This window comes from Psychrobacillus sp. FSL H8-0487, assembly GCF_038008385.1.
Lineage (GTDB): Bacteria > Bacillota > Bacilli > Bacillales_A > Planococcaceae > Psychrobacillus > Psychrobacillus psychrotolerans.
The window spans coordinates 675,297-700,759 of record NZ_JBBOZA010000001.1 but is presented as its reverse complement, the minus strand read 5'-3'; the positions used below and the strand labels follow the sequence as shown (position 1 = coordinate 700,759).

The 25,463-nt window shown below is 36.8% G+C and carries 20 protein-coding genes and 1 pseudogene; 9 read left to right on the top strand and 12 right to left on the bottom strand.

The annotated features are described in order from the left end of the window. Positions 1-100: 100 nt before the first annotated feature. From MHI47_RS03470 to MHI47_RS03450, 5 genes are all read left to right on the top strand, one after another. Entirely contained in the window at positions 101-1,084 is a 984-nt protein-coding gene (locus tag MHI47_RS03470; protein WP_340829499.1) for a phosphotransferase, read from the top strand. Between the two features lie 174 nt (positions 1,085-1,258). Beyond that, positions 1,259-1,414: a hypothetical protein gene (locus MHI47_RS03465; RefSeq protein WP_340829498.1), complete on the top strand. Its 156-nt coding sequence runs from the start codon at positions 1,259-1,261 to the stop codon at positions 1,412-1,414. Positions 1,415-1,695: 281 nt separating this feature from the next. Further along, positions 1,696-1,920: a hypothetical protein gene (locus MHI47_RS03460; RefSeq protein ID WP_340768312.1), complete on the top strand. Its 225-nt coding sequence runs from the start codon at positions 1,696-1,698 to the stop codon at positions 1,918-1,920. A 491-nt stretch (positions 1,921-2,411) separates the two neighbouring features. Further along, the gene (locus MHI47_RS03455) at positions 2,412-3,095 is read left to right on the top strand and encodes a hypothetical protein (RefSeq protein ID WP_340829496.1); all 684 of its coding nucleotides are present in this window, start codon (positions 2,412-2,414) and stop codon (positions 3,093-3,095) included. Positions 3,096-3,820: 725 nt separating this feature from the next. Further along, positions 3,821-4,459 (top strand): CPBP family intramembrane glutamic endopeptidase, encoded by a 639-nt coding sequence (locus MHI47_RS03450; protein WP_340829494.1) that lies wholly within the window; start codon positions 3,821-3,823, stop codon positions 4,457-4,459. Positions 4,460-5,355: 896 nt separating this feature from the next. On the opposite strand, the gene MHI47_RS03445 is transcribed toward MHI47_RS03450, so the two are convergent. Together MHI47_RS03445 and MHI47_RS03440 are read right to left on the bottom strand one after the other, a co-directional pair. Beyond that, the gene (locus MHI47_RS03445) at positions 5,356-5,709 is read right to left on the bottom strand and encodes a hypothetical protein (RefSeq protein ID WP_340829493.1); all 354 of its coding nucleotides are present in this window, start codon (positions 5,707-5,709) and stop codon (positions 5,356-5,358) included. Positions 5,710-6,570: 861 nt separating this feature from the next. After that, entirely contained in the window at positions 6,571-10,050 is a 3,480-nt protein-coding gene (locus MHI47_RS03440) for an S-layer homology domain-containing protein (RefSeq protein ID WP_340829491.1), read from the bottom strand. A 342-nt stretch (positions 10,051-10,392) separates the two neighbouring features. Here MHI47_RS03440 and secA2 point away from each other — a divergent pair, with 342 nt between their 5' ends. Next, on the top strand, positions 10,393-12,771 hold the full coding sequence (gene secA2 / locus MHI47_RS03435; RefSeq protein ID WP_340829490.1) for an accessory Sec system translocase SecA2: 2,379 nt from the start codon (positions 10,393-10,395) through the stop codon (positions 12,769-12,771). Beyond that, positions 12,768-13,655 carry an accessory Sec system S-layer assembly protein gene (locus tag MHI47_RS03430; protein WP_340829488.1) on the top strand — a complete coding sequence of 296 codons (888 nt, stop codon included), beginning with the start codon at positions 12,768-12,770 and terminating at the stop codon, positions 13,653-13,655. Before secA2 ends, MHI47_RS03430 begins: the two co-directional genes overlap by 4 nt. Positions 13,656-13,834: 179 nt before the next feature. Here MHI47_RS03430 and MHI47_RS03425 read toward each other — a convergent pair whose 3' ends face one another. The 5 genes from MHI47_RS03425 to MHI47_RS03405 all read right to left on the bottom strand — a co-directional run bounded on the left by MHI47_RS03425 (position 13,835) and on the right by MHI47_RS03405 (position 18,696). Continuing rightward, positions 13,835-14,542 carry a WecB/TagA/CpsF family glycosyltransferase gene (locus MHI47_RS03425; RefSeq protein WP_340829486.1) on the bottom strand — a complete coding sequence of 236 codons (708 nt, stop codon included), beginning with the start codon at positions 14,540-14,542 and terminating at the stop codon, positions 13,835-13,837. Next, complete coding sequence (locus tag MHI47_RS03420) at positions 14,539-15,846, bottom strand: nucleotide sugar dehydrogenase (protein WP_340829484.1); 1,308 nt, start codon at positions 15,844-15,846, stop codon at positions 14,539-14,541. The genes MHI47_RS03425 and MHI47_RS03420 overlap by 4 nt, the downstream gene beginning before the upstream one ends. A 590-nt stretch (positions 15,847-16,436) precedes the next feature. Continuing rightward, positions 16,437-17,165, bottom strand: a complete 729-nt coding sequence (locus MHI47_RS03415; RefSeq protein ID WP_340829481.1) for an amino acid ABC transporter ATP-binding protein — start codon at positions 17,163-17,165, stop codon at positions 16,437-16,439. Between the two features lie 21 nt (positions 17,166-17,186). Beyond that, positions 17,187-17,846 carry an amino acid ABC transporter permease gene (locus MHI47_RS03410; RefSeq protein WP_340768281.1) on the bottom strand — a complete coding sequence of 220 codons (660 nt, stop codon included), beginning with the start codon at positions 17,844-17,846 and terminating at the stop codon, positions 17,187-17,189. A gap of 22 nt (positions 17,847-17,868) precedes the next feature. Next, the gene (locus MHI47_RS03405; protein ID WP_340829480.1) at positions 17,869-18,696 is read right to left on the bottom strand and encodes a transporter substrate-binding domain-containing protein; all 828 of its coding nucleotides are present in this window, start codon (positions 18,694-18,696) and stop codon (positions 17,869-17,871) included. A gap of 260 nt (positions 18,697-18,956) precedes the next feature. Here MHI47_RS03405 and MHI47_RS03400 point away from each other — a divergent pair. Both MHI47_RS03400 and MHI47_RS03395 read left to right on the top strand, forming a co-directional pair. After that, positions 18,957-19,142, top strand: a pseudogene (locus MHI47_RS03400) (helix-turn-helix domain-containing protein); the annotation flags it as partial. A gap of 45 nt (positions 19,143-19,187) precedes the next feature. Next, positions 19,188-19,520 (top strand): cupin domain-containing protein, encoded by a 333-nt coding sequence (locus MHI47_RS03395; protein WP_340831994.1) that lies wholly within the window; start codon positions 19,188-19,190, stop codon positions 19,518-19,520. Positions 19,521-19,784: 264 nt separating this feature from the next. On the opposite strand, the gene MHI47_RS03390 is transcribed toward MHI47_RS03395, so the two are convergent. From MHI47_RS03390 to argC, 5 genes are all read right to left on the bottom strand, one after another. After that, positions 19,785-20,747, bottom strand: coding sequence for a nuclease-related domain-containing protein (locus MHI47_RS03390; RefSeq protein WP_340829477.1), 963 nt, complete (start codon positions 20,745-20,747; stop codon positions 19,785-19,787). A 438-nt stretch (positions 20,748-21,185) separates the two neighbouring features. Further along, the gene (locus tag MHI47_RS03385) at positions 21,186-22,310 is read right to left on the bottom strand and encodes an acetylornithine transaminase (protein WP_340829476.1); all 1,125 of its coding nucleotides are present in this window, start codon (positions 22,308-22,310) and stop codon (positions 21,186-21,188) included. After that, a complete protein-coding gene (gene argB / locus MHI47_RS03380; RefSeq protein WP_340829475.1) occupies positions 22,307-23,086 on the bottom strand; it encodes an acetylglutamate kinase in 780 nt (259 codons plus the stop codon). Before argB ends, MHI47_RS03385 begins: the two co-directional genes overlap by 4 nt. After that, positions 23,049-24,275, bottom strand: coding sequence for a bifunctional ornithine acetyltransferase/N-acetylglutamate synthase (gene argJ / locus MHI47_RS03375; RefSeq protein WP_340829473.1), 1,227 nt, complete (start codon positions 24,273-24,275; stop codon positions 23,049-23,051). Before argJ ends, argB begins: the two co-directional genes overlap by 38 nt. A gap of 18 nt (positions 24,276-24,293) precedes the next feature. Continuing rightward, the gene (argC, locus tag MHI47_RS03370) at positions 24,294-25,328 is read right to left on the bottom strand and encodes an N-acetyl-gamma-glutamyl-phosphate reductase (protein ID WP_340829472.1); all 1,035 of its coding nucleotides are present in this window, start codon (positions 25,326-25,328) and stop codon (positions 24,294-24,296) included. Positions 25,329-25,463 lie beyond the last annotated feature (135 nt).

Here is a 25,463-nt window from a genome sequence, read left to right as displayed (position 1 = left end):
TAGAATAAATAGATATGAACGAAAGTCTGATATATCCAAAGGCAATTTAGTAGAAAAAGATGTGATTATAGTTCGCGGAGAGGGAAAGGGGGAACTTCTGATGACCAGTATTACTAATGAGGATGTTAGAGATGATATTTTTGAAGCAATAACTAGTATATTCGGGTTTAGTATTCTAGATTCTTCTCAAATTGAATTGGGTTATATGAATTTGAAATGGAAAATAAAAACCGAAATAGGCGATTTATTTGTTAAGCAATATAATAAAACTCGCTATCCTGAACAAAAGATACGGGGATTAGAAACTTCACTAATTCATCAAAGTAAGCTACATAATAAAGGTATTCCTTGCCCTGAACTTTACTCACATAAAGAAAAATATGTAATACAGTCTTCATATAGTGAGCGTTTTGTTCTGATGGAATTATGTGAAGGAAGAAATATTCAGGCTGGAACAGCAAACATAGAACAAATGTATAGTTTAGGTAAGAAAATTGGAGAAATGCATAAAATTTTAAATTCCAATAATACAGTTCAGTTACCATTACACTGGGATGTTCGGTCAAAGGAAAGAATGATGGAAAATTGGCATGATAGATGGAATGAAGCTACTAGATTTGAATGTACCAATACACTTTCTAATTTAGAAATACAAAGGAGAATTTTAGAAAGTAACGATTCAGATATTTTCTCTGATTGTGAAAAGGGTTGGGGTCACTGGGACTTATTTGTAGATAACATTTTATTTAAAACTAATAGTGTCTCAGCAATTCTTGATTTTGATAGGATGAACTTTGTTTATCCTGAATTTGACATATCAAGACCTATTTTATCGTGTTGTGTTGACAATGGACAAATACATATAGATAAAGTTTCTGCATTTGTTCAAGGTTATCGAGAATATCATAAACTTACAAATCAAAAATTAGTACGCTCAATAAAATTAACTTGGTGGAAAGAGGCAGAATGGGTACGAGCTGTTAAGGTACAAAATTCTTCTCCCTTAATAAGATTTAATGAAGAAAACATATGGATTGGTGATAATTGGGATGATTTAGAAAGTATATCTTCCAATATTAGTTAATGTGAATTTGGCTTGTGAATGGTTTCACTTAAACTAACGGGTGCTTTACTTCAAGAAGGAGTATAGCCTTTTTTCTTATTGAACTAAATAGACAGCTTAGTTGAACAATGATAAACAAGTACAAAGGAGTGAAAATATATGATTACTGCCTCTCTACTCATAGGAGGGTTTTTAATGCCTATCTTGTGTGTTATATTTTGTTTAAATTTGGTTTCTATATTGAAAAAAGTAAAACACGAAGAAAAAACTACAGTCAATACTTTATGGCTTACAATATCGTTTACTCTGATTATGTGGAGCATTGCAATATTAGCAGCAGCAGGCAAGTAAAAAAGATACCAATATAAAATGAGCTTGGAGATACATTTTCCAACTCATTTTATTGATTTGGAGAAAAATAAATAAGTAATTTTGTTTCACTAACGGGTGCTTTACTTCTAGAAGGAGTAAAGCCTTTTTTCTTAATGAAGTAAAGCGGCAGTTTAGTTGAATAAGCAAGTATATATATGGATGCTCTATGTAGGAATAGTTCAAGTACAGATAAGTGTTTTGAAACCACCAGAAAATTCAATCGTATATTAATTATTGATTTTTTGGAGGGAGATGTGAAAATGGGAGATATAATCATAGGCTTTATTATAATTATTCCATTATATGGGGTGTTAATCTGGAGTTATTTCAATCCAAAAGAAAGTTTATTATGGGGAAAACGGTGGATGTACCAAGAAGAACCTGAAATTTCTGATGGTGCAATTCGTTATATAAAAGTTGCTTCCTTAATCAGTGTTATAGGAATGACGTTTGTTATTATTATTTTAATACTTACACAAGATTAGCAGGCGATTCCTCAATGAGAACATAGCTTTGTTTTTATTCAACTAACGCAGCAGTTTAGTTGAAGAAGAAAATGGGAGTTTTTATGTCGCATTTGACACATAAAGCGTAGTAAAAAGCCGAAATTTAATCAGCTTTCTGTTTCTTGATATTAATAACTCTGTATATACTTTTTAAAATCATTGCTGATAATACAAGGATAACAAATACTCTAGAAAATGTGGTGTTTAAGTCGTTGGATAATAATACTGCCATTAATGCAAACAAGGTTAAGATATATAAAATTTCGTTAGTTACTTCTGATTTAAACATGGTAGTATACCCACTTTCTAAATATTAATTATCTATTATACGTTGCTGAAAGCAACAAGTTTCAAAGATTAAATTAATAACTAAGTCACAGTTCGACCATGATGTGTAATAAATGGGCAGGTGCTTATTAAACTAACGGGCAGGTTAGTTTAATTAGAAATACAAAATGAGTAGGTGAAATATGGAACTTTTTAATAATAAATCTGAAATTCTAAACTACAATTTAGTCAATGAAAGTAATCAAGTTATTCCAAATTATGATTTGGTTAATAAAGAAGTTTATTTTGAATTGTATATAAGTCAAGAAAGAACAATTTGTATTATTGGTAAAGTAGATAATAATTACATATGTTGGTGTTCTATAACAAAATTAAATGATAAAGAAAATAATGAAAAAATATTCAATTATATTGCAAATATTAGTTTTAATATATTTTCACAAGAATACTTAGTAATGGCACGTGAAAGATATAATGAAATAAAGAATTGGTATAAGTGTGATATAGCAAGGTCAAATATAGATGGAATGTGTTGGATAACTCCTTTTGGACATTATTATGGTGATGATAGTGTTAAAGACAATCACGGCAAATATTTTGCAAGGGATATTCTACATTTTTATGAAGAACTACTAGAAAAGTGTAATTTCAGAATTAATGAAGGTTTATATATAGATATTTTAAATAATTATTTATATATCTTATCCAAAGATGTTATTTATAACAAAATAAAACCGTTAATTTCTATCTTAGAATGTGAGTCGTATTTAAGATTAAGTCCTAATGAAACTGTAAGAGATTTATATTTGAGATGTGTGAAAGAAAGTAGTTCATTATATAATCGTTATATGGATGAAGTAAAGTAAATAAATGTCCTGCAAAATTAATAATCTATTAAAGATTGTTGTTTTCTTGTTCAACTCCCATGAAAATTAAAAAATGCTTAAAATCTATAAAATTGCATAACAAAAGAGACTCAGAAAATGTTTTTTTAAAAAAAGGCTGAGCCTTCAGGATGTTTATATGGAGTTAAATAGTAAATCAGGAACCAACTCCATTCGTCTTAGAATAAAGGCAGGCTGGTGCAGTAACCAGAGTAGGATTAATCTCCCATGAGTGCTACTCGTATAGAGTGCGACAGTCTCTGATGCACCGTGGTCGTTGGAGTCAGACTAACGGAAGGGCTCTAAGGCACCATAGTTCATCGACCTTCTTCGCCAGCCATACTAATCTATACCCACTCTGATACAATTTTCATCCTCTGTGGTGCAGCATTTTTTTGTGCTGCATGGATGGCTAACGGGTGCGTAAGCAAAATCTGGCCATCATTCCAATGGTCTATTTTTATGTCCAAAACATTATGTTTTTCTCAGATATGTATTGTGAAATGTTACACTTAAACTCAATCAAGCGGCAGTTTAGTTTATGAAGGCTTATGGTTTTTAATGGTTAGTTAATGCTCTATTATTCGATAATCTAAAGCAGTTTTGAATCGATTATAAGTTCAAAACTGCTTTTTCAAATTTGTTAATGACTATAATGTTATAATGGATTAATATAATTTTCTGAAAATACAAACATCGGAGGAGTTATGTCTAAACTGCTACTACTATTAATTGGTCCAACAATTATGATTTTTTTGGGCTTAGTAACTATCAAGAGTGTTCCAATTACATTTATACTTTTCTATGGATGGCTATTATTGTTTTCTTTATATAATCTTAGAAAAAAGCATCAGCGGAATCTCATAGTTAATACCAAGTCCATTTTAGTTGGATTCATTAGCGGACTTATTTGTTTATCAGCAGTTTATGGAACAGTCTATTTCTTAAAAAGTTCTGTTTTCAATCTTACCGAACTTAGAGAACTTCTGATTGAGTGGAATTTCACTGGTGCTAATGTCTTTTGGCTTGTTCTCATTCTTATATTCGTAAACCCAATACTAGAAGAAATATATTGGCGAGAAGTTATGTACGGCGAGCTCGAAAGTAAATTAGGAGCTACAACTTCAATTACCATTACTGCATTTTTCTACAGTTTGTATCACTTACTGTCCGTTTATTTTATTTTTAGTTTTCCTTTTAATCTTTTAGCAGTTCTACCTGTCTTTTTAGCAGGGTTGATGTGGGGTTTTTTTAGATATAAATTAAAATCAATTATTGCTCCAATTATTAGCCATGTACTTGCAGACTTAGGTATCATGCTTGTATACATCAATTTAATACATTAATAGATAGAAAAGCATTTCCCGTACATCAATCAAAAGAAGGCTTCGATAGTTTTTATGACAAGATACTAATGCACTTAAACTAACGGGTGCTTTAAATGGATGTCATATTATAAACGAACTTGGAAATAGATTCTTCAACCTCATTTTTCAAAACAAGATCTATCATTAACTCTAACATAGCCTTTTTTTATTAACAAAAGAATAAATAGCCGAGTAATAGACAATAAATAGTCTATATTGGAGGTTGATTATTAAGATGATCATAAAAAAAAGTGATGATAAAATAATTTATTGCTACTGCTGTCGCAAGAGGACTTTATTTATACGTAGAGATCTTCACAATAATAGTGGTGTAGAGAGTCATTGCAGTGAATGTGCTTATGTTTGGTTTGAATGGCAAAATAGAGCAGTGGAGCGAGAAAAAGAAAAGTGGTTGGAATATAATGGAGGATTAATAAATAAATTGAAAGATAACGGGACGCTTTTTATATAATAACTACCACCTACACCTTCATTTTCACTTTCTTTTTTCTTCCATTTTGGAGGTATCAAAACAACTGTAACCTTAGGTTGCTCTCAGTATCTCTATTAAATGGTAACCGTGTCTTAAAAACTTAGTGGTTATACCACCATCATGAAGTTCACTCAAAACTGCCCTGTAGAAAAATTCTGTACAAGGCAGTTATTACTCTATTATCTCAATCACCTAACAAGTTTACAATTCAAAAAAGTTCTACTTACTTTAAAAATAGATAGTTATTATTTATTATCAAATCAAAGTAAATTACTAGGCGGCTACTCCATATCTTAAGTAACCGCTATTTCTTTCATATGTTCTTCAAGGCAACCCACCCATTAAATCCTCTTCATATATACTGTTTCAGGGCTTAGTAACTCTAACCCATTCTGTAAAGTATCCCAGTAATAAGTAAAATAAGACCTAAAACAATATTCGCTAGGTTAATTAAGTAAAGCCATCTAGGGGCTGCTTGATAGTCTTTCTCCGTAATTTCTATATCTTCATTGAAGATTTTCTCAATCTCTTCTTCAGTCGCTCCTTGTTGTTCCATTTCTTCTACCCTAACCTTCCATTTCCTCATTGCACTAACAGCGATGATATTAGGAAAAGCTAGTATTATAACAATATATAAAATTAAATTGATTATGGATAACCAATACAAAATGGATAGTCCTGTTCCGTAAAGGAGAATGGGTGCAAAAATACATATTACTAGGCTTAATAATGCCATATGATCATTACTCCATGAGGGTTTGTCTTACTTTAAAGATATCACACTCCTGCAGAGTATTTAATAGGCAATTACATCTTATTACAACACCAACCGAACACATCAAGGATTAGAAGTGAAAACACCAATTCCTTCTCCTGTGTATCTTCCGACAAAAGTTACTGAAACTAAATTAGAAGCAACACCTGTGTTAAACGGTCTTTATCATACATACAAAAAATAGCTTAACATCTCACAATGAAATTTTAAAACACTTGAGATAAAGGCTTTTTTGTCATGCCTTTTTTTCTACTTTTTTTATTCCACCGTATGTATCCAGTTCATCCTGTCTAGAATAGACATACAACTCACTATAAAAAAGAAATCACACTACAAATTTGGTTGATTTAATTTATTATTTCGAGAATTTACTTTTTGAAGGGGACAACACAGTACATAAAAATATCCGAAATAACTACCTAAATAAAAAGAAAAGCCCTGCTGGGATTTCTCTCCACAGAGCTTTCCTATCAGTCTTCAACTAGATTCAAACCCTGTTTCTTACGAAACTATTGTCTGAATTGTTTTAGAACCTGGTATCCAAAATTTGTATTAAAACTTGGTAACCTAATCTAATTCAATAAAACTAAATGTAGAGATACATAATTCTCCATTTAGATTGCAGAATTATCACAAAAAATTCATTATCCTTACATAGTAATACAATCCCGTAATATACGTTTACTTTTCTCCTGACAGGAAATAATAAGAATAGTGCACAGTACATAAAAACATCTGAATTCACTACCAAAATAAGAAAAGCCCTGCAGAGATTTCTCTCCACAAAGCTTTTCTTCATTCAACTAATTTCTATTCAACTAATTAAAATGCAGTAGTTAAATTTGCTACAATAGAAGTGTTACTTGCTGCATCGATAACATAAATATCGTATGGAGTTGCATCAGTAAATGCACCTGTTAAAGTAACAGCACCTGTTGGAGTTGCAGTCGCAGTTGCAATAGCAGTATCCCCATTAGCAGCAGATTTTCCGTCAGCATAAATTTCAACTGTAGAACCAGCTTCAACTGAAGAAGCTGCTAATGTTACAGTAGTTGAGGTTGAAGTTGCACCAGCAACTACAGCTACAGTAGGAGCAATTCCATCATGAGTAATAGTTCCTACAACATTTACTGGAGCTGATTCTGCAGCACCACTAGTAGCAGTCACAACGAAGTTATTTGCAGCATTAGGTGTTAAATCTACAGTTGCAGAGTATGCACCAGCTACAGCAGTAGTTGTTTTAACAACTAAGTCTCCAGAATCAATTGCACCATTATTGTTAACATCGTTATAAACTTTAATAGTTGTTCCTGTTGTAGATGCACCAGTGATTGCATAAGTTACAGAATTTGTTACTAAGTTTGTAGTAGCACTTGTAACTGTTAATCCAGTTGGTACAATTCCAGTGTTAGTTCCAGTTTGGTATGTTGCTGATTCTAATGCAAGATTACCATTGCCATCTTGAATATATTTTGCATCATCTTTAACAGCTACAGAGAAATCACTAGTAAGTGTTTGACCAATTAAAGTGATAACAATGTTTGAACCTGATACTGCTGTAGTATAGTTAACTCCAGCTGTTAATGTACCATTTGATTTAGAAAGATCTTTAACTACTAAGTCATTTGCATATAATGCTGGAAGACCAGGTGTAGTAGCTAGAAGTTCACTAAATGGAACAGTAATTGTATTATTTGCTAATACTAGAGAAGTATTTTCAGCTACATTTGTAACAGGTGCTACTTCATCATATACAGCAAAAGCAGGTGCAGGAGCTACTGCATTACCAGCAACAGTTTTAATAGTATTATCACCATCTACAGCTAATGTTACACCATCTGTACCTGTGTTAGCACTAGTTGTAATAGTAACAACATCAGTACCGTTAGAAACTGCAGAAGTAATTGTTGCTCCATTAGCATCAGTTAATGTGAAATCTGATGCAGAAACTGTACCAATTGGTTGATCAAATCTAACTTTAATAGTTTTTTGATCTGTTTGTACTGCAACACTTGCACCGTAATCAGCAGAGTCATAAGCTACTACAGATGCATCTTGTTCAGTAACTGTTTTAGGAACAGTGTAACCATCTAAAATATTACCTGCAGCATCTTTAACACCAGTTACTGTGATACCTTGAACACTACCAAAGTTAGTAGCAGAAGTAATTGGGCTAGCTGTTGGGAATGAAACATCAGTAGTTCCGATTTGTTTAGGGAAAACTAAAAGAACAGCTTTTCCATCTTGTACTGGGCGAACTTCAACGTCTGAAGGAAGAGTTCTTAAATTAGCACCAACACCAGCAAAACCATCTGTATCAAGATTGATTAAGTAGTTAGCAGGATTTGAAATAGATGCTAGATCCATTTTTTCACTAAATGTAATTACAACTGATCTTGTAGCATTTGATGCAGAAAGACCAAGAATCGTTGGATTTCCAGTATCACCAACAGTGAATGTAGTGTTGAAATCTAACATTGTGTTCATTAGAGCCGTTTTATCTTGAACACCAGAAACTTTAAGGTTATAAGTACCAGCAGCAGTTAATGCACTGTAAGTACTAACTGTGAAAGTTTTGTTAGTAGAATCAGTAGCTACAGATGATTTTACAGGAACTACTTTTCCATCTTTATCAGTAAGTGTGAAGTGTTTTTTGTCTCCAGCAGATACTGCTTTATCAAATTTAACTGTGATATCAGTTTTGTTATTAGCAAGCTTCACGTCTGTAACAGTAGGTCTTGTTTGATCAACGTTAGCTGTAACTTTTACTTCTTTAGTTGCATTTACGTTAGAAGAATAATCGCTAACGCTATCAATATATAAAGTTGTTTCATATGCAGGAAGTGGGTTGTTGCTGAAGTCAGCTACTAACTTATTTCCATCAGCTGTTACAGTTTTAGCATACTTCTTAGTAGTACCAGATAACCAGTAAACATCAGAAGCAGTTACTGTTTCAGGATCAATTTCTTCGTTAAAAGTAATTGTTGCTTTTTCTAAAGTTGCTTTAACTTCAGTTACAGTCGGACCTTCTTTATCTTCAACTACAGTGAAATCAGTTGTAGAAGATAGTGATTTAAGGTTAGCAAAATCTTCAACTAATGAAGATGAAAGTTTATGAGCACCAACAGATAGAGCAGATGCATCGTAAGGTTTAAGAACAACTACATTACCAGTAACTGTTACAGAACCAAAGAATGATTTATCATCTAGTTTGAAGTTAGAAGATGTTACATTTTTAACTGGTTCAGAGAAAGTAACTTTTACCGCTTTGTTACCTAAAGATTTAACAGAAGAAACTGTTGGTAAAACATTGTCAAGTGGTGTGAATGCAAAGTCTTTTTGATTTACAACTTTGTCTCCAGCTTTAACATTAGTAACAGAAACTTTGTACTCTTTTTGGTTTTCCATAACAACGCCTGTTGCAAGAGTTAATACTACTGATTTACCATCTTCAGACAATACTGCTGAATCAATAGCTCCAGCTGTTGTTGAGTAGTTTTCAGCATTTTCAGCAGTAGCTGCATCAACGTTACCGTCGAAATTTACTGTGATCTCTTTAAGGTTAGTCGCACTTACTGATACAACTTTAGTAGCTGTTTCAGGAGCTACAACTTTATGAGCTGCATCAAATGCACGGTTTAAGAATGAAGCCATTTGTCCGCGTTTAACTGCTCCAGTTGGGTTGAAAGTAGTAACTTCAGTTACTTTGTTTTCAGATAGGATGTTGATGAAGTTTACATACTCAGCTTGTGCTTTGTCTGTATCAGTAACTTCTGATTCAACTCCAGCAAGATCTTTAAGACCAAATCCGTTAACTAATACTTTAGCCATTTGTTGGCGAGTAATTACGTTAGAAGGCATTAAGTTGTTGTTGCTTCCTGTAAAGATTTTAGAATCTTTAACGATTAAAGAAGCGTTAAATAATTCAGCATCACCGTGAGTAGCAGGAACATCATTAAATGGTGTTACTTTATCTGCTAATTTGTGAGCAGTAATATACTCTTCGAAAGTTTTGTACTCAGATTGAGCAATAACGTATTTCGCAAGAGATTTTACTACACCTTTACGGTCGATAGAGTTTTCAGGTTTGAAAGTTCCATCAGTGTACCCGTCAAATAATCCACGTTCTACAGCTTGCATAATTGCAGCGTAGTGTGTGTGTGTTGCTGCTACGTCAGAAAAATCTGTCGCTGCTGTTTCTACCTCTGCTGCTAAAGCAGTTGGTACGATTGCTGTTGCTACTAATGTAGCAGAAGCTGCACCAGCTAAAAATTTCTTGTATTTCGTTGGTTGGTTAGCCATGGATAATTTCCTCCTCATAGGTAAATAAAAATTAGTAAACTATTAGCACGGCAAAATGTTAATAGTTTATCAACTACACATTAAAGTATAGAATGGTAATAGAATTCTGTCAATTATAAATTGGAAATATTTTAGTAACGTTTCCATTTAATGAGTTAATTGCTAGATTCCTCTTTTCTATTCTATAGGAATACAGGATAAATACAAGTGTTTTTTGGATTATTATTCCTTCTCCTTATTATTTACTGGCTATACAGCTAAGTTTAACCAATTTATAATATTCTGTTTGAATTATGCTATAATTATTGATTGAAGAGTATACGTACAAAAGGAGATTACTAAATGGCACGCATATGGACTAAGATTTTCCCCTCAGTTGATGATAAAAAACTAACTTCATATAAGAAAGAACTATTAGAAATAGATACATGGGGCGAAGTATTACATAATCTTTCTGACAAAGAGTTAGCAAACAAAACGACTGAATTTAAAGAAAGACTTGCACAAGGTGAAAAGCTACAAACTATTCGACCAGAAGCTTTTGCTGTAGTTCGTGAAGCAGCTCACCGAGTTCTAGGTATGCGTCACTTTGACGTTCAACTTATCGGTGGTATGGTCCTTTCAGATGGCAATATTGCTGAAATGCCAACTGGTGAAGGTAAGACATTAGTGGCGTCTCTTCCCTCCTATTACCGTGCATTAGAAGGTAAAGGCGTACATGTTATAACAGTGAATGAATATTTGGCTAACAGAGACAAGGAACAAATAGGCCAGATTCATGAGTTTCTAGGCTTAACTGTAGGCATTACACTACCTATGGCAGATCCATCTCAAAAGGCTGCTGCTTACGCTGCTGATATTACATATGGAATAGGATCTGAATTTGGTTTTGATTTCCTTCGAGATAATATGGCTTATAACGCTGCATCCCGAGTACAGCGTCCGTATCATTTTGCTTTAGTAGATGAAGTGGATAGTGTGTTAATAGATGAAGCGAAGACACCACTTATTATTGCCGGAAAAACGGACGTGCATGATCAGCTCAGCACACTATGCGCTAAGCTAGTGAAATCATTTATACAAGAGAAACACTTCCTATTTGACTTAGAAACGAAGACTGTGAGTTATACAGAAGAAGGTATTGAACAAATTGAACACTTCTTCTCTATTGATAATTTATATGACTTAAACCATCAAACGCTCTACCACTATATGATTCAAGCATTGCGTGCACGCATGATGTTCGCCCGTGATGTAGATTATATTGTTAAAGAAGGTAAAGTATTACTCGTAGATATGTTCACAGGCCGTCCAATGGAAGGGCGTAGTCTTTCTAATGGTCTACACCAAGCAATTGAAGCTAAAGAAGGATTAATCATTACAGAAGAAAATAAAACACAAGCTTCTATTACAATACAAAACTATTTCCGTATGTACCCATTCCTTTCTGGTATGACCGGTACAGCAAAAACAGAAGAAAAAGAGTTCCAAGAATTGTATGCGATGAACGTCATGAAAATACCAACTAATCGACCAATAATACGAAAAGACTTACCAAATCGATTATATGCAAAAATAGAAGATAAATATAATGCTGTAGCATCTAAGGTAAATGAACTCCATGCTACTGGGCAACCAGTACTAATCGGGACGACATCTATCATTCAATCGGAAGAGGTTTCGAACTACTTGAAACAAGTAGGGATTACACATGAATTATTAAATGCGAAAAGTATCGACCAGGAGATTTCGCTTATTTCATTGGCCGGACAAAAAGGTATGGTCACGGTTGCAACAAATATGGCGGGTCGCGGGACAGACATCTCTCTTGGAGAAGGCGTAGCAGAGTTAGGTGGACTTTACGTTATCGGAACAGAGCTACATGAGTCACGCCGGATCGATAATCAGTTGAAAGGTCGCTCTGGTCGTCAAGGAGATCCCGGTACTTCTGAATTTTTTATCTCACTAGAGGATGAAATGTTCAAGCGTTTTGCAGGAGAAGAGTTGGTAAAACTAGTATCCCATGTAAAACCAGGTAAGGACGGACTTATCGAGAACAAAAAGGCAATGGAATTTGTTTCAAGAACGCAACGTATTTGTGAAGGTGCTAGCTATAGTGTTCGGGAATATAATTTGAAGTTGGATAATGTATTAAATGTGCAGCGTAAAACGATTTATGAGCTTCGTGATCAGTTAATCTTTGGAGATAATATAGAAGAAACTTTTGTTACCTTTATCAAGGAGTTTCCCGAACATGAACTTAACTTCTTTTACGATGAAGAAGTTTCTCGCACAGATGAAGACTTTGAAGCACTGCGCCAAGTTTTCTTAGATAAGATGCCTGGTATAGAACTTCCAATTTGGAGTACAGGTTTAACTATCGAAGCAGCGAAAAAACAAGTGAATGCTCAAGTTAGTGTATATAAAGACACAGTTATCGATTTACTGAGCCATGCTACTGAAAAAGAACAACTTCGTCTATACTTAATCGGCACAGTGGATAAGCATTGGTTAGCTCATATGGATTCAATGGACAAGCTTAAAGAAGGAATCGGTATGCGTAGCTATTCCCAGGAAGATCCCATGAGACAATATGAGCGAGAAGGCTTAGAATTATTTACTCGAATGATTCACGGTATTGGTAAAGGTGTCGCAACAGAGATCTCAAATTTGATACGTGAGCATGGTGTTACTTTACAAAATGGAGGAGAAGTAGAATGATCCCTTTTTTCAAACGTACTTCTAAAAAACAACAAAAAGAATCTGCCATCGCTTCGAAAGACTTAATAGACACTACGTCTGAAGCTACAGAAGAAGAAATTCAAACAAAACTATACTTCTTTGGAGGGAAACCTAAGCAAGTAGAGGATCAATACTATTTTCAGTTTTTGCTGAATGAATTACAACCTTTAAAGCGAAATCAGCTTTCACTTGCGCCGATTGAATTGAAAATTGAGGGAAAAACTGTTCATGCACAGTTTTTCTTCCGTCAATCATTGGCAAAAGAAATTAACATGGGTATAACACCGCTTGTTTTGTTTGGCGAGGACGGAAAACTAGTTGGTCGTATGGACGCAGATTTAAGTGAGTTAGGATCTATTCCTGCAGAAAGTGCCATGCCTTGGGTTGTTACATTTGAAGAAGAACATTTAGTTGTCCCGGTTGAGCAAGTTTCAAAGGAAAATTGGACGATAGCATTTGAACAAAAGCTTCCCCATCGTTTAGACTTAGACGAAAATTGGGAAAAGTCTTTAGCAACTGCGAATAAAGATCAATTACGAAAAATTGTAGAAGACTTAACTCCCCCAAAGAAAAACGAAGTCAATTTTATGGGCTTACAACAAAGTTTGCGTGAAGATGGGAGCTTGACAGTAACTGTATTAATAAGAAGTGGGCATGAAAAGGATATTACTATTAGCCAGTTACCACTTGAAGTAATGGATGCAACTAAAGAAGTTGTTGCAAAAGGCGCATTTAGCCTTCCTCCACTTACTGTTCAAGCTAACACTAGTAAGCCATGGACATTCATTTTCCCTAAAGAAATGATTCTAAAAGAACAGCCCGATTTCACGAGTTGGTCTGTCAAAGTAATCGAGCAAAATTAAGTAACACAAAAAAGCCTAAGTAGAATTCTACTTAGGCTTTTTTGCGTGGGCAACCAACCGACTTTTTTAAAATATATATATTCTGAGGAAACGATCCTTACATTTTCATGCTACCATCTTTTGCTACATACTTCAATAGTTAAATGGCTATCAAGTAGTAAATATTAGAAATTATTTTTTTATTTTTTTAACGTTTCTAATAAGAATTTTGGTAGAACTAATTGTCTCTTTAAACGGCTTGGTTCTTTCGCAAGACGATAAAACCACTCAAGTCCTGTTTTCTGGAAAAACTCTGGTGCACGTTTAACATTTCCAGCTAATACGTCAAAGGAACCGCCTACACCTTGGTAAAGAGATGGATGTAGTTTGTCTCGATTTGCTTCTATCCACTCTTCTTGACGAGGTGAACCCATTGCAACGAATAGGATGTCTGGTTTTGTTTCGTTTATTTTTTCGATGACTTTTTCATTGTCTTTTTCATAGCCATCTTGTGTACCAGCTATTTTTAGCGAAGCATATGTAAATTTTAGTGCCTCGGCCGCACTTTCTGCTACACCTGGTTTTGCTCCATAAAGGAATATGGACTTCCCAGTTCTTGCTGCTTCTCTTACGATGCGATCCATCATATCTATACCGGTAACGCGGGATTTGATATTCCCTTTGTTTAGCTTGGAAGCAAGGATGACTCCTATCCCATCTGGAATTTGAAATTCCGCACGGTTTAGGAGGTCTTTTAAGGACTGATCTCCTTTTGCTTTCATAAGCTTTTCAGGGTTTATCGCAACTACAAGCGATTTTTCTTTGTTATCGATACGTGTGAACAGTTTTTTTATGAGTTCATCGTAATTATCGGTGTCGACTTTTACACCTAATATCATTTCCTTCATTGGTTCTGATGCTCCAATTGACTTTGGTTTTTATTTTTTGCATCACCTAACGTGTAGAAAGCAAAACCGGCTTGTTCCCATGTTTGACGAAGCAGGCAGTTTTTCGTATCAAATACCACTGCTGTTTCTAGATTTTCACGGATTGTAGCTGGTTGTAATGCTTTGAATTCGTTATGATCAGTTAGCACAAGTACTACATCTGCTCCTGCGGTTGCTTCTTCTAAAGATTGTGTTTGCGTAGGATGCGTATTTGTTTTAATATGCGGATCGTATGACACTACTTCTAACCCAAGATCTTGCAATTCTTGGATTACGTCTGTTGACGGACTTTCACGCATATCATCTACATTCCCTTTAAAGGCTAAACCAAGTACTGCAACTTTACCAGTAGTTTTGTTCGCTACTTCTTGTAAAATTTCTTTTGTCTTTTTCGCTGTGTATCCAGGCATGCCATCATTCGTGTTACGTGCCAGCTCAATAATTTTCGCTTCTGAACTAAGTTCTACTAAGAACCAAGGATCTACTGCAATACAGTGTCCGCCTACTCCAGGTCCTGGATAGTGAATATTTACGCGCGGGTGGAAATTTGCAAATTTGATAGCTTCCCAAATATTCACGTCTAGCGTTTCCGCAATTTTAGCTAATTCGTTTGCGAATGCAATATTCACATCACGATATGTGTTTTCCATAACTTTCACTAGTTCTGCTGTTGTAGCGTCTGTAATATGGATTGTCCCTTTAACGAATATTTCGTAAAGCTCTTTCGTCATTTGGGCAGACTGGTCGTTAATCCCTCCTACAATGCGATCATTGTTCGTAAGTTCTTCAAAAATACGTCCAGGAATAACGCGCTCTGGTGAATGAGAAACAAATAGTTCTACACCAATTTTTAGACCAGTTTTGATCAGTTCCGGTAGCATGATATTTTCCACTGTTTTTGGCGGTACTGTAGATTCTAAGACAACCAGATTTCCTTCTTTTATATAAGGAACAACTGATGCCGTGGCTTGACGGACATATTCCAAGTTAGCTGTTTTATCACGATTAATCGGAGATGGCACGGCAATGATGAAGACGTCCGCTTCTTCCGGTTTAGTTGAAACTGTTAGTAGGTTTTCATCTATTGCTTTATCTAAGCGCTCTTGTAGGCCATCTTCTTCTATATGAAGTTGTTTGTTTTGAATCATTTTTACTGCTTTTTCATTTACGTCTACGCCATGTACGCGGACACCGTGGTTAGCAAATGTAACTGCGGTTGGAAGTCCGATATAACCTAGTCCGACCACACATATTTTTTTTTGCATGTTTGGGTACTTCCTTTCTTTTTTTACCTTGCAATATTATAGCATATTTTATGGGAATGGGCGATTATTGATGTGCTGTGGTTGGAGTTTTGGGTTTTGTGTGGTGTTTTTGGGTGAGTTCTGGGTGGTTGCTTGGTTTTATGTCGCGGTTAGAAAGCATTACGTGGTTGATAGCTTAATCTTTGGTGGATAGTGTACGTTTAATTTGGTAGTCTTATAATTTGAATATAACAGGTAGCCAATTTCTTATCTATTTAATGTGTACTGGTTAGATTTTATGTATCCCCTTTTTTCTATATTCATATTTGAACACTAATGGAGATAACGTCTCCTGAATTTATTTCTTAATAATGCAATCTTTCACTGAAAGGTCTTTTTTAAACAAAATGGGTTTTCATAATTATTAATGACACGAGATTTTTCTCAGTTGTTAAAGAGGTTTTACAGTGCCAGGTTTGGAGTGATTTTCTATGGCGTCTGGAAATGCAGATTTTACATAGAACTCCCTTTTGGTGGTTAAGATGGATTTTGTGGTAATTAAGTTATTTTGGGATTAGTGTTTGTTGTAAAACAAAAACCACTAGATTTCTCTAGTGGTTGAGTACTTTAGATAGGAAGTCTTGTGCACGCTGGGTGTCTGGATTGGTGAAGAATTTGGATGGTGCGGCACGTTCGACTATTTTACCTTCTGCCATGAAGACGATTTCGTCGCAGATTTCTTTGGCGAAGCCCATTTCGTGTGTTACGACTACCATAGTCATGCCGTCTTTTGCTAGTTTGCGGATGGCATCGAGTACTTCAGTTACCATTTCTGGATCGAGTGCTGATGTTGGTTCGTCAAATAGCATAACTTGGGGATCCATCGCTAATGCACGCGCGATTGCTACCCGTTGTTGCTGCCCACCGGAAAGTCTGTTTGGATAAGCATCGAATTTGTCGTCTAGTCCTAAAGAGGAAAGTAACTCTTTCCCTCTATTTTCAGCAGCCTCTTTGCTCAATCCTTTTACCTTCATTGGTGCCATTGTTACATTTTCTAGTGCAGTTAAGAAAGGAAAAAGATTGAAGCTTTGAAATACGAAGCCTATGTTTGTGCGGGCTACGTTGATATCGGTTTTTTGGTCATGGATGGAAGTGCCGTCTACTATTATTTCCCCGGTATCTACTGGTTCTAATGCATTGATTGTACGAATCAGGGTAGATTTACCAGCTCCACTTGGGCCAATCAATGCGATTACATTCGATTTTGGAACTTCGAGCGAAACGTCGGTTAGGACATGGTGGTCGCCGAAGCTTTTATTGACATTTTTGATAGAAATCATTTGGGTACACCCTCCTTAACGTTATGTTTCACTTTTCAGTAATCGTTTTTCGAAGTATCGAATGATTAACGAAAGACTAAATGTCATGATGAAATAAATTAGTGCAACGAACGTGTATACTTCTATAGAAGCAAACGATGTTGCCACCAGGTTTTTAGCGTTCAGTGTTAAGTCGGTTGCAGCTATAATTGATACGAGTGACGAATCTTTTATAAGCATAATGAATTGCGATGCGAGCGGTGGTAATACTCGTCTAAATGCTTGCGGTAAAATTATATTCGTCATCGCCTTAGTATGCGACATTCCAAGTGAGCGTGCTGCTTCCATTTGCCCTTTTGGTACGCCTTGGATTCCAGAGCGAACAATTTCTGCGATAAATGCAGCAGAAAATAAGGCAAGCCCAACAATAGCGCTCCAATAAGAACCCAACCTAACAAATTGTCCGAGTACAAAGAATATCCATAATAAAAGAACTAAAAGTGGTACACCACGCATTATTTCTATATACGCTGATGAGATGCTATAAATAAATTTATTTTTAGATATACGTCCTAGTCCAAAGATGATCCCTATTGGAATCGCAAAAAGGATTGCGATTGCTGAGATTTCCAGTGTTTTAAGTGCGCCTTCAATGAAGACGTCCATGTTGTTTGGAATGACACTCCAGTCGTAGTTGTACATAGCTGATTCCTCCTAGAGTGTTTTATTCTTCTACTACTTCATCTAACCAATCAGAAGTTTCAAACCACTTGTTACGTGATGCAAGTTCTGCTGGGCTTCCAAGGTAGCTGTTTAGGAATGAGTTCACCCATTGAATTGTGTCGAAATCATTTTTCTGAATAGCAATTCCAAGATTTTCTGTCGAAATTAATTCTTCAATTTCTCTCACCGAGTCTCCATTTTTCAATTTCCAAACGGCAATTGCCGGTTCATCGTATACTACTCCATCTGCTTCCCCTTGTGCCATAGCTGCTGCTGCGGACGGGAATTCTTCAAAGTCTAGAATTTCTGCATTTTGGAAAACATCTTTAGCTAGAAGTGCACCAGTCGTTCCGATACCTACAGCAATTTTGTTTCCTTTTACATCAAGATCCTGCCAAGTTTTTGTGGATTTATCAGTCCCAGGTACCATCACGGCTTGACCTGTTTGGAAGTACGGATCAGAGAAACTTACTGCTAATGCGCGGTCACCACGAATAGTCATTCCAGCAAAAATCATATCTATTTCACCAGTTCTAAGCGCTGGAACCAAACCATCAAATGTGAATTGTTTAAATTCTACTTTAATACCTTTTCCTAATGCTTCAGCAAGTGCATTTGCAGTATCTACGTCATATCCAACGAAATCGCCATTTGGATCTTTCATATCAAATGGGAAATACCCTGGAGACATCCCAATAACTAGTTTCTTTTCTTTTAGTGCTTTTTGAATTGTGGAGTTATCTGTTGATACACCGCCACCTGAATCATCGCTACATCCAGCAATGATTAATACTGAAATCATAAGTACTGCTACTAACCATTTTTTCATGTTTTTATCCCCCGTTTTCTCTATTATTCAGTTCCCCTTATGAAACTAGTGAATTATTAGTAGTATAAATTATTATTATTCACCTGTCTACATAATAAATAATTAGTTGTAATATTATTATTATTGATTCTATTTGAAAATAAGTGCAAAATATATTATATATACTTGTATTATATGGTGTTTTTTATGTATTTAGTAGTATTATATTATTAAGTCTATATGTTTTATTATTCTGTCTAATGCATGTTTATTCATAAGGGGTGATTTTGTTGGTATTTCCTAAAAGTGAGGTTGGTAAGCGAATAAGGTATTTACGCAGATTTCAAGGGCTGACGTCCGATGAACTGGCAAAAAAAACAAATGTGAGCCAGAGTATGATCTCGCAAATTGAGCGGGGACAAGTGTCTCCTTCTCTAGAGACGTTATGGAAGTTAAGCCACAGTTTGAAGGTTCCTGTCTTTTCGTTCTTTGAGTCAGAGGAAAGTAACGCAGTGACGTTAACACGTAAAGGCGAAGGCAATCTGATCAAACGAGTGCGCCCTAACGTGGAATATGAACTATTGTCGCCAAGTTCAGGTAAGCAGATGAGCTTTTTTAAGATGATTGTATCTCCTGGTGATGGTACCGAAGATCCACTTATGTTCCACGGAGGCGAGGAGTGCGGATTTATGCTCACTGGTAGTTTGCGACTTGAGATTGAAGGCGAGGTATATATTATCGACGAAGGAGATAGTATTTACTTTGATAGTTCGCTGCCGCATCGGTTTATGAATGATGGAGATGTGGATGCAGTGGCTGTATGGACGATGACGCATAGTTTTTAAAGGCAAGGTCTTTCGCGTTGGCGGAGGGCTTTTTGTTTATGGTGGGGGTGGAGTGAGGTATCGGATTTTCGGGCAGTTTACTCGCGGGACTCTCGTAAAGCATGGGGGCTCTCTTGCATAGAGTGGATTCCCTCTCGTATGTGGCGTTCGTTCTTGACTCTCTCTCGTTTGGCTGCGGTTCTCTCTCGTGTGGAGTGGAATCACTATCTGAAGGATATGAGATTCTTTTTACCATCCATATAGAAGTAAACCCCTATGACTCAGTCAAAGGGGTTTATCTCGGAAGATCATTTGGTATTTAGTGCTTGAGGATTTGCCAATTTTAGTTAAGTTTGCTTTTTTCATTATTCTAGTTGCCTCATGGTTGTTGTTTAGCTGTAGGAATTCTCTACACTCTTTGTTTGATATTGTTTTTCTAGCTATTAGAAAATACTCTTTAATCGTATATTGGTGTGCAGTCTGACTCGTTGCATTACATTTTGGACAGATCCATCGACGTTTATATTTCTTCATTCCGATATAGGCACAATTTTGGCAAATAACTCCTGTGATTAAATCTTTTGGATCAATAGAATAATATTCACTTAATGGGAATGGGTGATAATGTTTACTTTTCTGTAAAAGGAGATTTTTTATTCTTTCGAGTTGTGGTTGCGTTAAAAATGGATTTCCGGTTTTTATTGCTCTTAGATATGGTATTAATTCGTTTTGCAAGAGAACGGTTGTCCGGTTGGAGGAATTGATGATGTGCAGTGTTTCAAAAGCAAAGACAACGGCACCTAGCACAGGAAGATGTATTTTGAATTGTTTGAAGAACTGAGTTAGTTGATAAATATATTCTTCTACTTGAGATTCAGGGCTTCGACAGACATTTATTACTCCATTAGCAAGTGTCTGAACCATTTGGCTGGGGTTGGTTGTAATTTCGACGGTGTCTTTGAAATTTTTCACTTCTAGGATTAATGCATAGTGTGGTGTAACTATAAGAATGTCCATTTGTATTAGCTTTTCGGAGTAAAGACTGATGTTGTGATAGACGTGAAATGTGTATGGGAGTTTTAGTTTTTCCAATCCTCGCATGACTACCTCTTCACCAATGTCTCCTGCGGCTTTATTCTTTGCTTTTTTCTTCATCTTCCCATGCATTGGATGGGATACTCGGAGTCTTGTTGCAAGAGAATTTAGTCCTTCTGCATCTAGGGTTTTTTGGAAGGGTTTTACTATCAATATTTATCACCTCCTCCATGATAGATTATCTGTTTATGGTAAATCTATCAAATTTCCATTTTTACGTTTTGTAGGATATTATGCAGTTAAAATGAAGTAGTCGCATATTTTGAACAATTAACAACCGAGCCACTTTTGCGGTTTTATATTGCTAGGGTTGAATTTGTAGAGTAGCTGCAGTAGTTTGTAGAAAATCTTTTTGGGATATGTGGAGTTTATTTCAGAATAGATGCAGATCGCTCTCGTACAGGTGTTGATCACTCGCGTATAGGCTGATTTACCTCTCGTATAGGAGGAGTTCTCTCATATAGAGCGAAAACTCTCTCGCAAAGAGCGTTTTCTCTATCACATAGATAGACAATACAGTAAAGGACCTGCCGATTCGGCAGGTCCTTGGTTGTGAATAGCGGTTCTCTGAGCGCTTTAATTCAAGTTTTATTAAGATAGGATTGTTTTTAGGATGTCAACGGCTCCGTCGATTTCTTCGGTTGTTACGGTTAGTGGTGGCAGGAGACGGATGACGCTTGGCCCTGCCGAAACTAATAGAAGACCTGCTTCGTCGGCTGCTGTTATGTAGGATGCTACTTCTTCTTCGCAGACGATTCCGAGAAGAAGGCCAGAGCCGACAACTTTATGACTTGGCAGAGCTTCACTTAATTTTTCGATAAAGTAAGCAGATTTTTTATTCACTTCTGCTATAAAATCAGGTACAAATACGTTATCTAATACGGTTTGTGCGACAGCTACTGCTAGAGGGTTTCCTCCGAAGGTTGTGCCGTGAGTACCCGGACCTAATGAATCGTGCAGGTCTGCTGTTCCTAGCATTGCCCCAATTGGGAAGCCTCCGCCAAGACCTTTTGCCAACGTCATGATGTCAGGTTTTAGAACGGTTTGCTCGTATGCGTAGCGGGTTCCCGTGCGGCTAATGCCTGTTTGGACCTCGTCTATAATGAGTAGAATTCCGTTTGCTAAACATATGTCCGAGATTGCTTGAGCGAATTCGGGCGTTACTTGGTTGACGCCGCCTTCTCCTTGGATAACTTCGAGCATGATTGCGCATACTTCATCGTCGATTACTGCTTCTAAAGCAGATACATCGTTAAATGGGACAGTTTTGAATGTTTCAAGCAATGGTCCGAAGCCGTTGCGTATTTTGTCTTGGCCAGTTGCAGACATGGCGCCGAATGTGCGTCCGTGAAATGACTTTTCAAAGGTGATGATTGTGTGTTTCCCTGTATGTTTGCGCGCTAGTTTAATCGCCGCTTCATTCGCCTCTGCTCCACTGTTGCAGAAAAAGGCGTGAGCGAAGTGCGTATCGTTTACAAGGGTTTCTGCTAGTTTTTCTTGTTCTGGGTTTTCGAACAAGTTCGATATATGCCAGAGCTTTTCACTTTGTTCTTGAATCGCTTGAACTATCGCAGGATGTGTATGTCCCAGACTTAGCACGGCAATACCGCTTGTGAAATCGAGGTAGTCTTTTCCGTTAACATCTGTCACGATGGTCCCCTTCCCTTTCACAAGATGAATGGGACGGCGCGTATAGTTTTGGAATAATGAGCTCATACGTATACCTCCTGTTGCAAAATTGTTGTGCCGGAAAGTTGGTCGCCGACGATTTCGACGGATGGAATACCTGCTGTTAAGCAGTCAAGAGCCGCGGTAACTTTTGGAATCATTCCTCCGTATATATCTCCTGAACTGATCCAGTCGCTAATTTTTTCAGAGGAAACTATCTCTTGTACTTCTCCACCTATTTTAATGCCTGGTGTATCCGTTACGAGCTGCAGACTTTCGGCTTTAATTGCTAAAGCGACTTCGCTAGCTACAGTGTCTGCATTGATATTCAGCGGATTTCCTTCTATCGTGCAGCCAATACTTGAAATTACGGGAGTGATTCCATGCTGCAGTAATGTTTCAAGCAGGGGCGTATTCACTTGTTGGATTTCTCCTACAAAACCATATGTTGCTTCATCTAATATGGTGCACTCTAGTAACTGACTATCGTAGCCACTCAAACCGATAGCTTGGATTCCATTTTTATTTAGCTGATGCACTAGCGCCGGGTTTACTTGACCTACTAATGTGGACTGGACAATGCCTATTGCTTCGGCAGATGTCACACGTATTCCATTAATAGCAGTAGTCGTAACTCCATTAGCAGTAAGGGCTGCATTGATCGCTGGTCCTCCACCGTGTACGATGACGATTTCGTGGTCAGCCGCTTGCAGTTTTTTAAAGTTGGCAAAGAAGTTTTCATTTAAACCCTCGAGCATACTGCCACCTAGCTTGATGACGATACGTTTAAGAGCGGTAGGTTGCGTTGATTTGGACGTAGTCATATGTCAAATCGCACCCCCATGCAGTTCCTTGACCATTTCCTTGATGAATATCGACAAAGATTTTGACTTCTGGCTGTTTCAAATAAATGATTAAATCATCTTCTGAGAAAGGAACTGGCTCGCCGTTTTCTACTACTTTTGTGGTACCAAGTAGAATCGTAATGGCGTTTGGATCGATTGTTGCACCACTATAGCCGACTGCCGCAATAATTCTTCCCCAGTTTGCATCATTTCCGAAAATAGCTGTTTTAACAAGCGGAGAGCCTACTACTGTTTTTGCGATTTTGCGTGCTTCTATATCCGTAATGGCACCTTTTACTTCCACTTCAATGAGCTTCGTTGCGCCTTCCCCGTCTTTGGCAATCATTTTAGCTAAATCTTGTGACACGGTGTGTAAGGTTTGAAGGAAGTTTTCCCAGTCTGGATGTTCTGGAGTTAACGTATTATTTTGCGCCATTCCGTTCGCCATCACAATAACCATATCATTTGTCGATGTGTCGCCGTCCACTGTAATTGCGTTAAAAGTCACATCTGTGATCGCTTTTAGTGCATCTTGAAGATGGTTGGATTCGATATTTGCATCAGTTGTTATAAAACCAAGCATTGTCGCCATATTTGGTTCAATCATGCCGGATCCTTTTGCGGTCCCTGCGATGATCACTTCTTTACCATCAATAGTCGTTGAGTAAGTTGTGTTTTTCGTTACAGTATCTGTTGTCATAATCGCTAATGAAAAGTCGATCGCACCTTCCAGTTCATCTACTGGTTCTAGCTTTTGAATACCTGTAGTTACTGGCTCCATTTTCATGAGTTCCCCAATTACTCCAGTAGAAGCAACACCGATAAGTGATGGATCAATTCCTAGTTTGTCTGCTGTAAGTTGCTGCATCGTATATGCATCTGCCATCCCTTGTTTTCCCGTGCAGGCATTGGCGTTTCCAGCGTTTACAATGATTGCTTGCATTTTACCTGTTTCATATACGACATCTTTTGTGATGAGTAGTGGTGCCGCTTTGATCGCGTTTGTTGTAAAAACTCCTGCTACACTTGCAGGTACGTCGCTAACAAGAAGTGCTAAGTCCTTTTTTTTATGCTTTAAACCGCAATGGATTCCGGTTGCTTGGAAACCTTTTGGCGAGGCAATGTTTTTATAAGAGATGCTTTTCATCGCAATGGTTTTTGTCGTCATCGGTTATTCCTCCTCTGTCTAGATAAATAGTGGGACTTGCTGAAGACCAGTCGATTGGTCAATATTAAATTGGACATTCATATTTTGAATTGCCTGGCCTGCTGCTCCTTTTACGAGGTTGTCGATAACCGAAACGATAGTGGCACGGTTCGTACGTGGATCGACTTTTACGTGAATATCACAGAAATTAGAGCCGTATACTTGATTGGTTCCAAATTTGTTCGTTTCTTCGATAATTCGGACGAAGGGATCATATGCATATCGTTCTTTCAACGCGTTTGTCAATTGACGCTCGGTCACATTCGACTGAAGTGCAGCATAGCTTGTCGCTAGAATTCCTCTCGTCATTGGTACTAAATGTGTTGTAAATGTGATCGGTGATGTCTGACCTGCAAACATATTAATAGCCTGTTCGATTTCCGGTATATGTTGATGCTGATGTATTTTATAAATTGCCGTGTTTTCATTTGTTTCACTGAAGTGCGTCATTTGAGATGGCTTGTTACCCGCTCCTGACACGCCACTCTTTGCATCTATAACTATATTCGTTGAGTCGATTAAGTTTTCCTTTAATAGTGGCAATAAAGATAACAATACCGCTGTCGGATAACATCCTGGATTCGCGATTAGATCAGCTTGTTGAATGGCAGCTTCATTCCACTCCGTTAAACCATAGACACTTTTTTCTAATGCCGTTGGTGGTGCGGGTGCTTTTTGGTACCACTGCTCATAATCTAAAGGATTTTTCAATCGGAAGTCACCAGACAAGTCAATAAGCTTCGGACCGCTTCCTATTAAAGAAGGTAATATCCCAGTAGATACCCCAGAGGGAGTACTCGTAAAAAGGACGTCATATTCTGTTAGTCTATTATGTTCGATCGCTAGAAGTTTCTGATCGTAAATATTCATTAAATGTGTATATTTATTCGAAAATTGCATTCCTTCTTCTGAAGAAGTGAATAAATCAATACGCTCGGCTTCGGGATGATTATGCAATAGTCTTATTAACTCCAGTCCACCATAACCCGTAGCACCTATAATTCCTATTTTCATCCTTATCACTCCAAACGTAAGATAATGATTAGTATAATACTGCATAATTATAAAGTCAATTGTATTTTTAATATATTTAGTGAATTTATCAGGTCCATAGAAAAACCCTTTGTTTAGTACAAAGGGTTTGTTTGG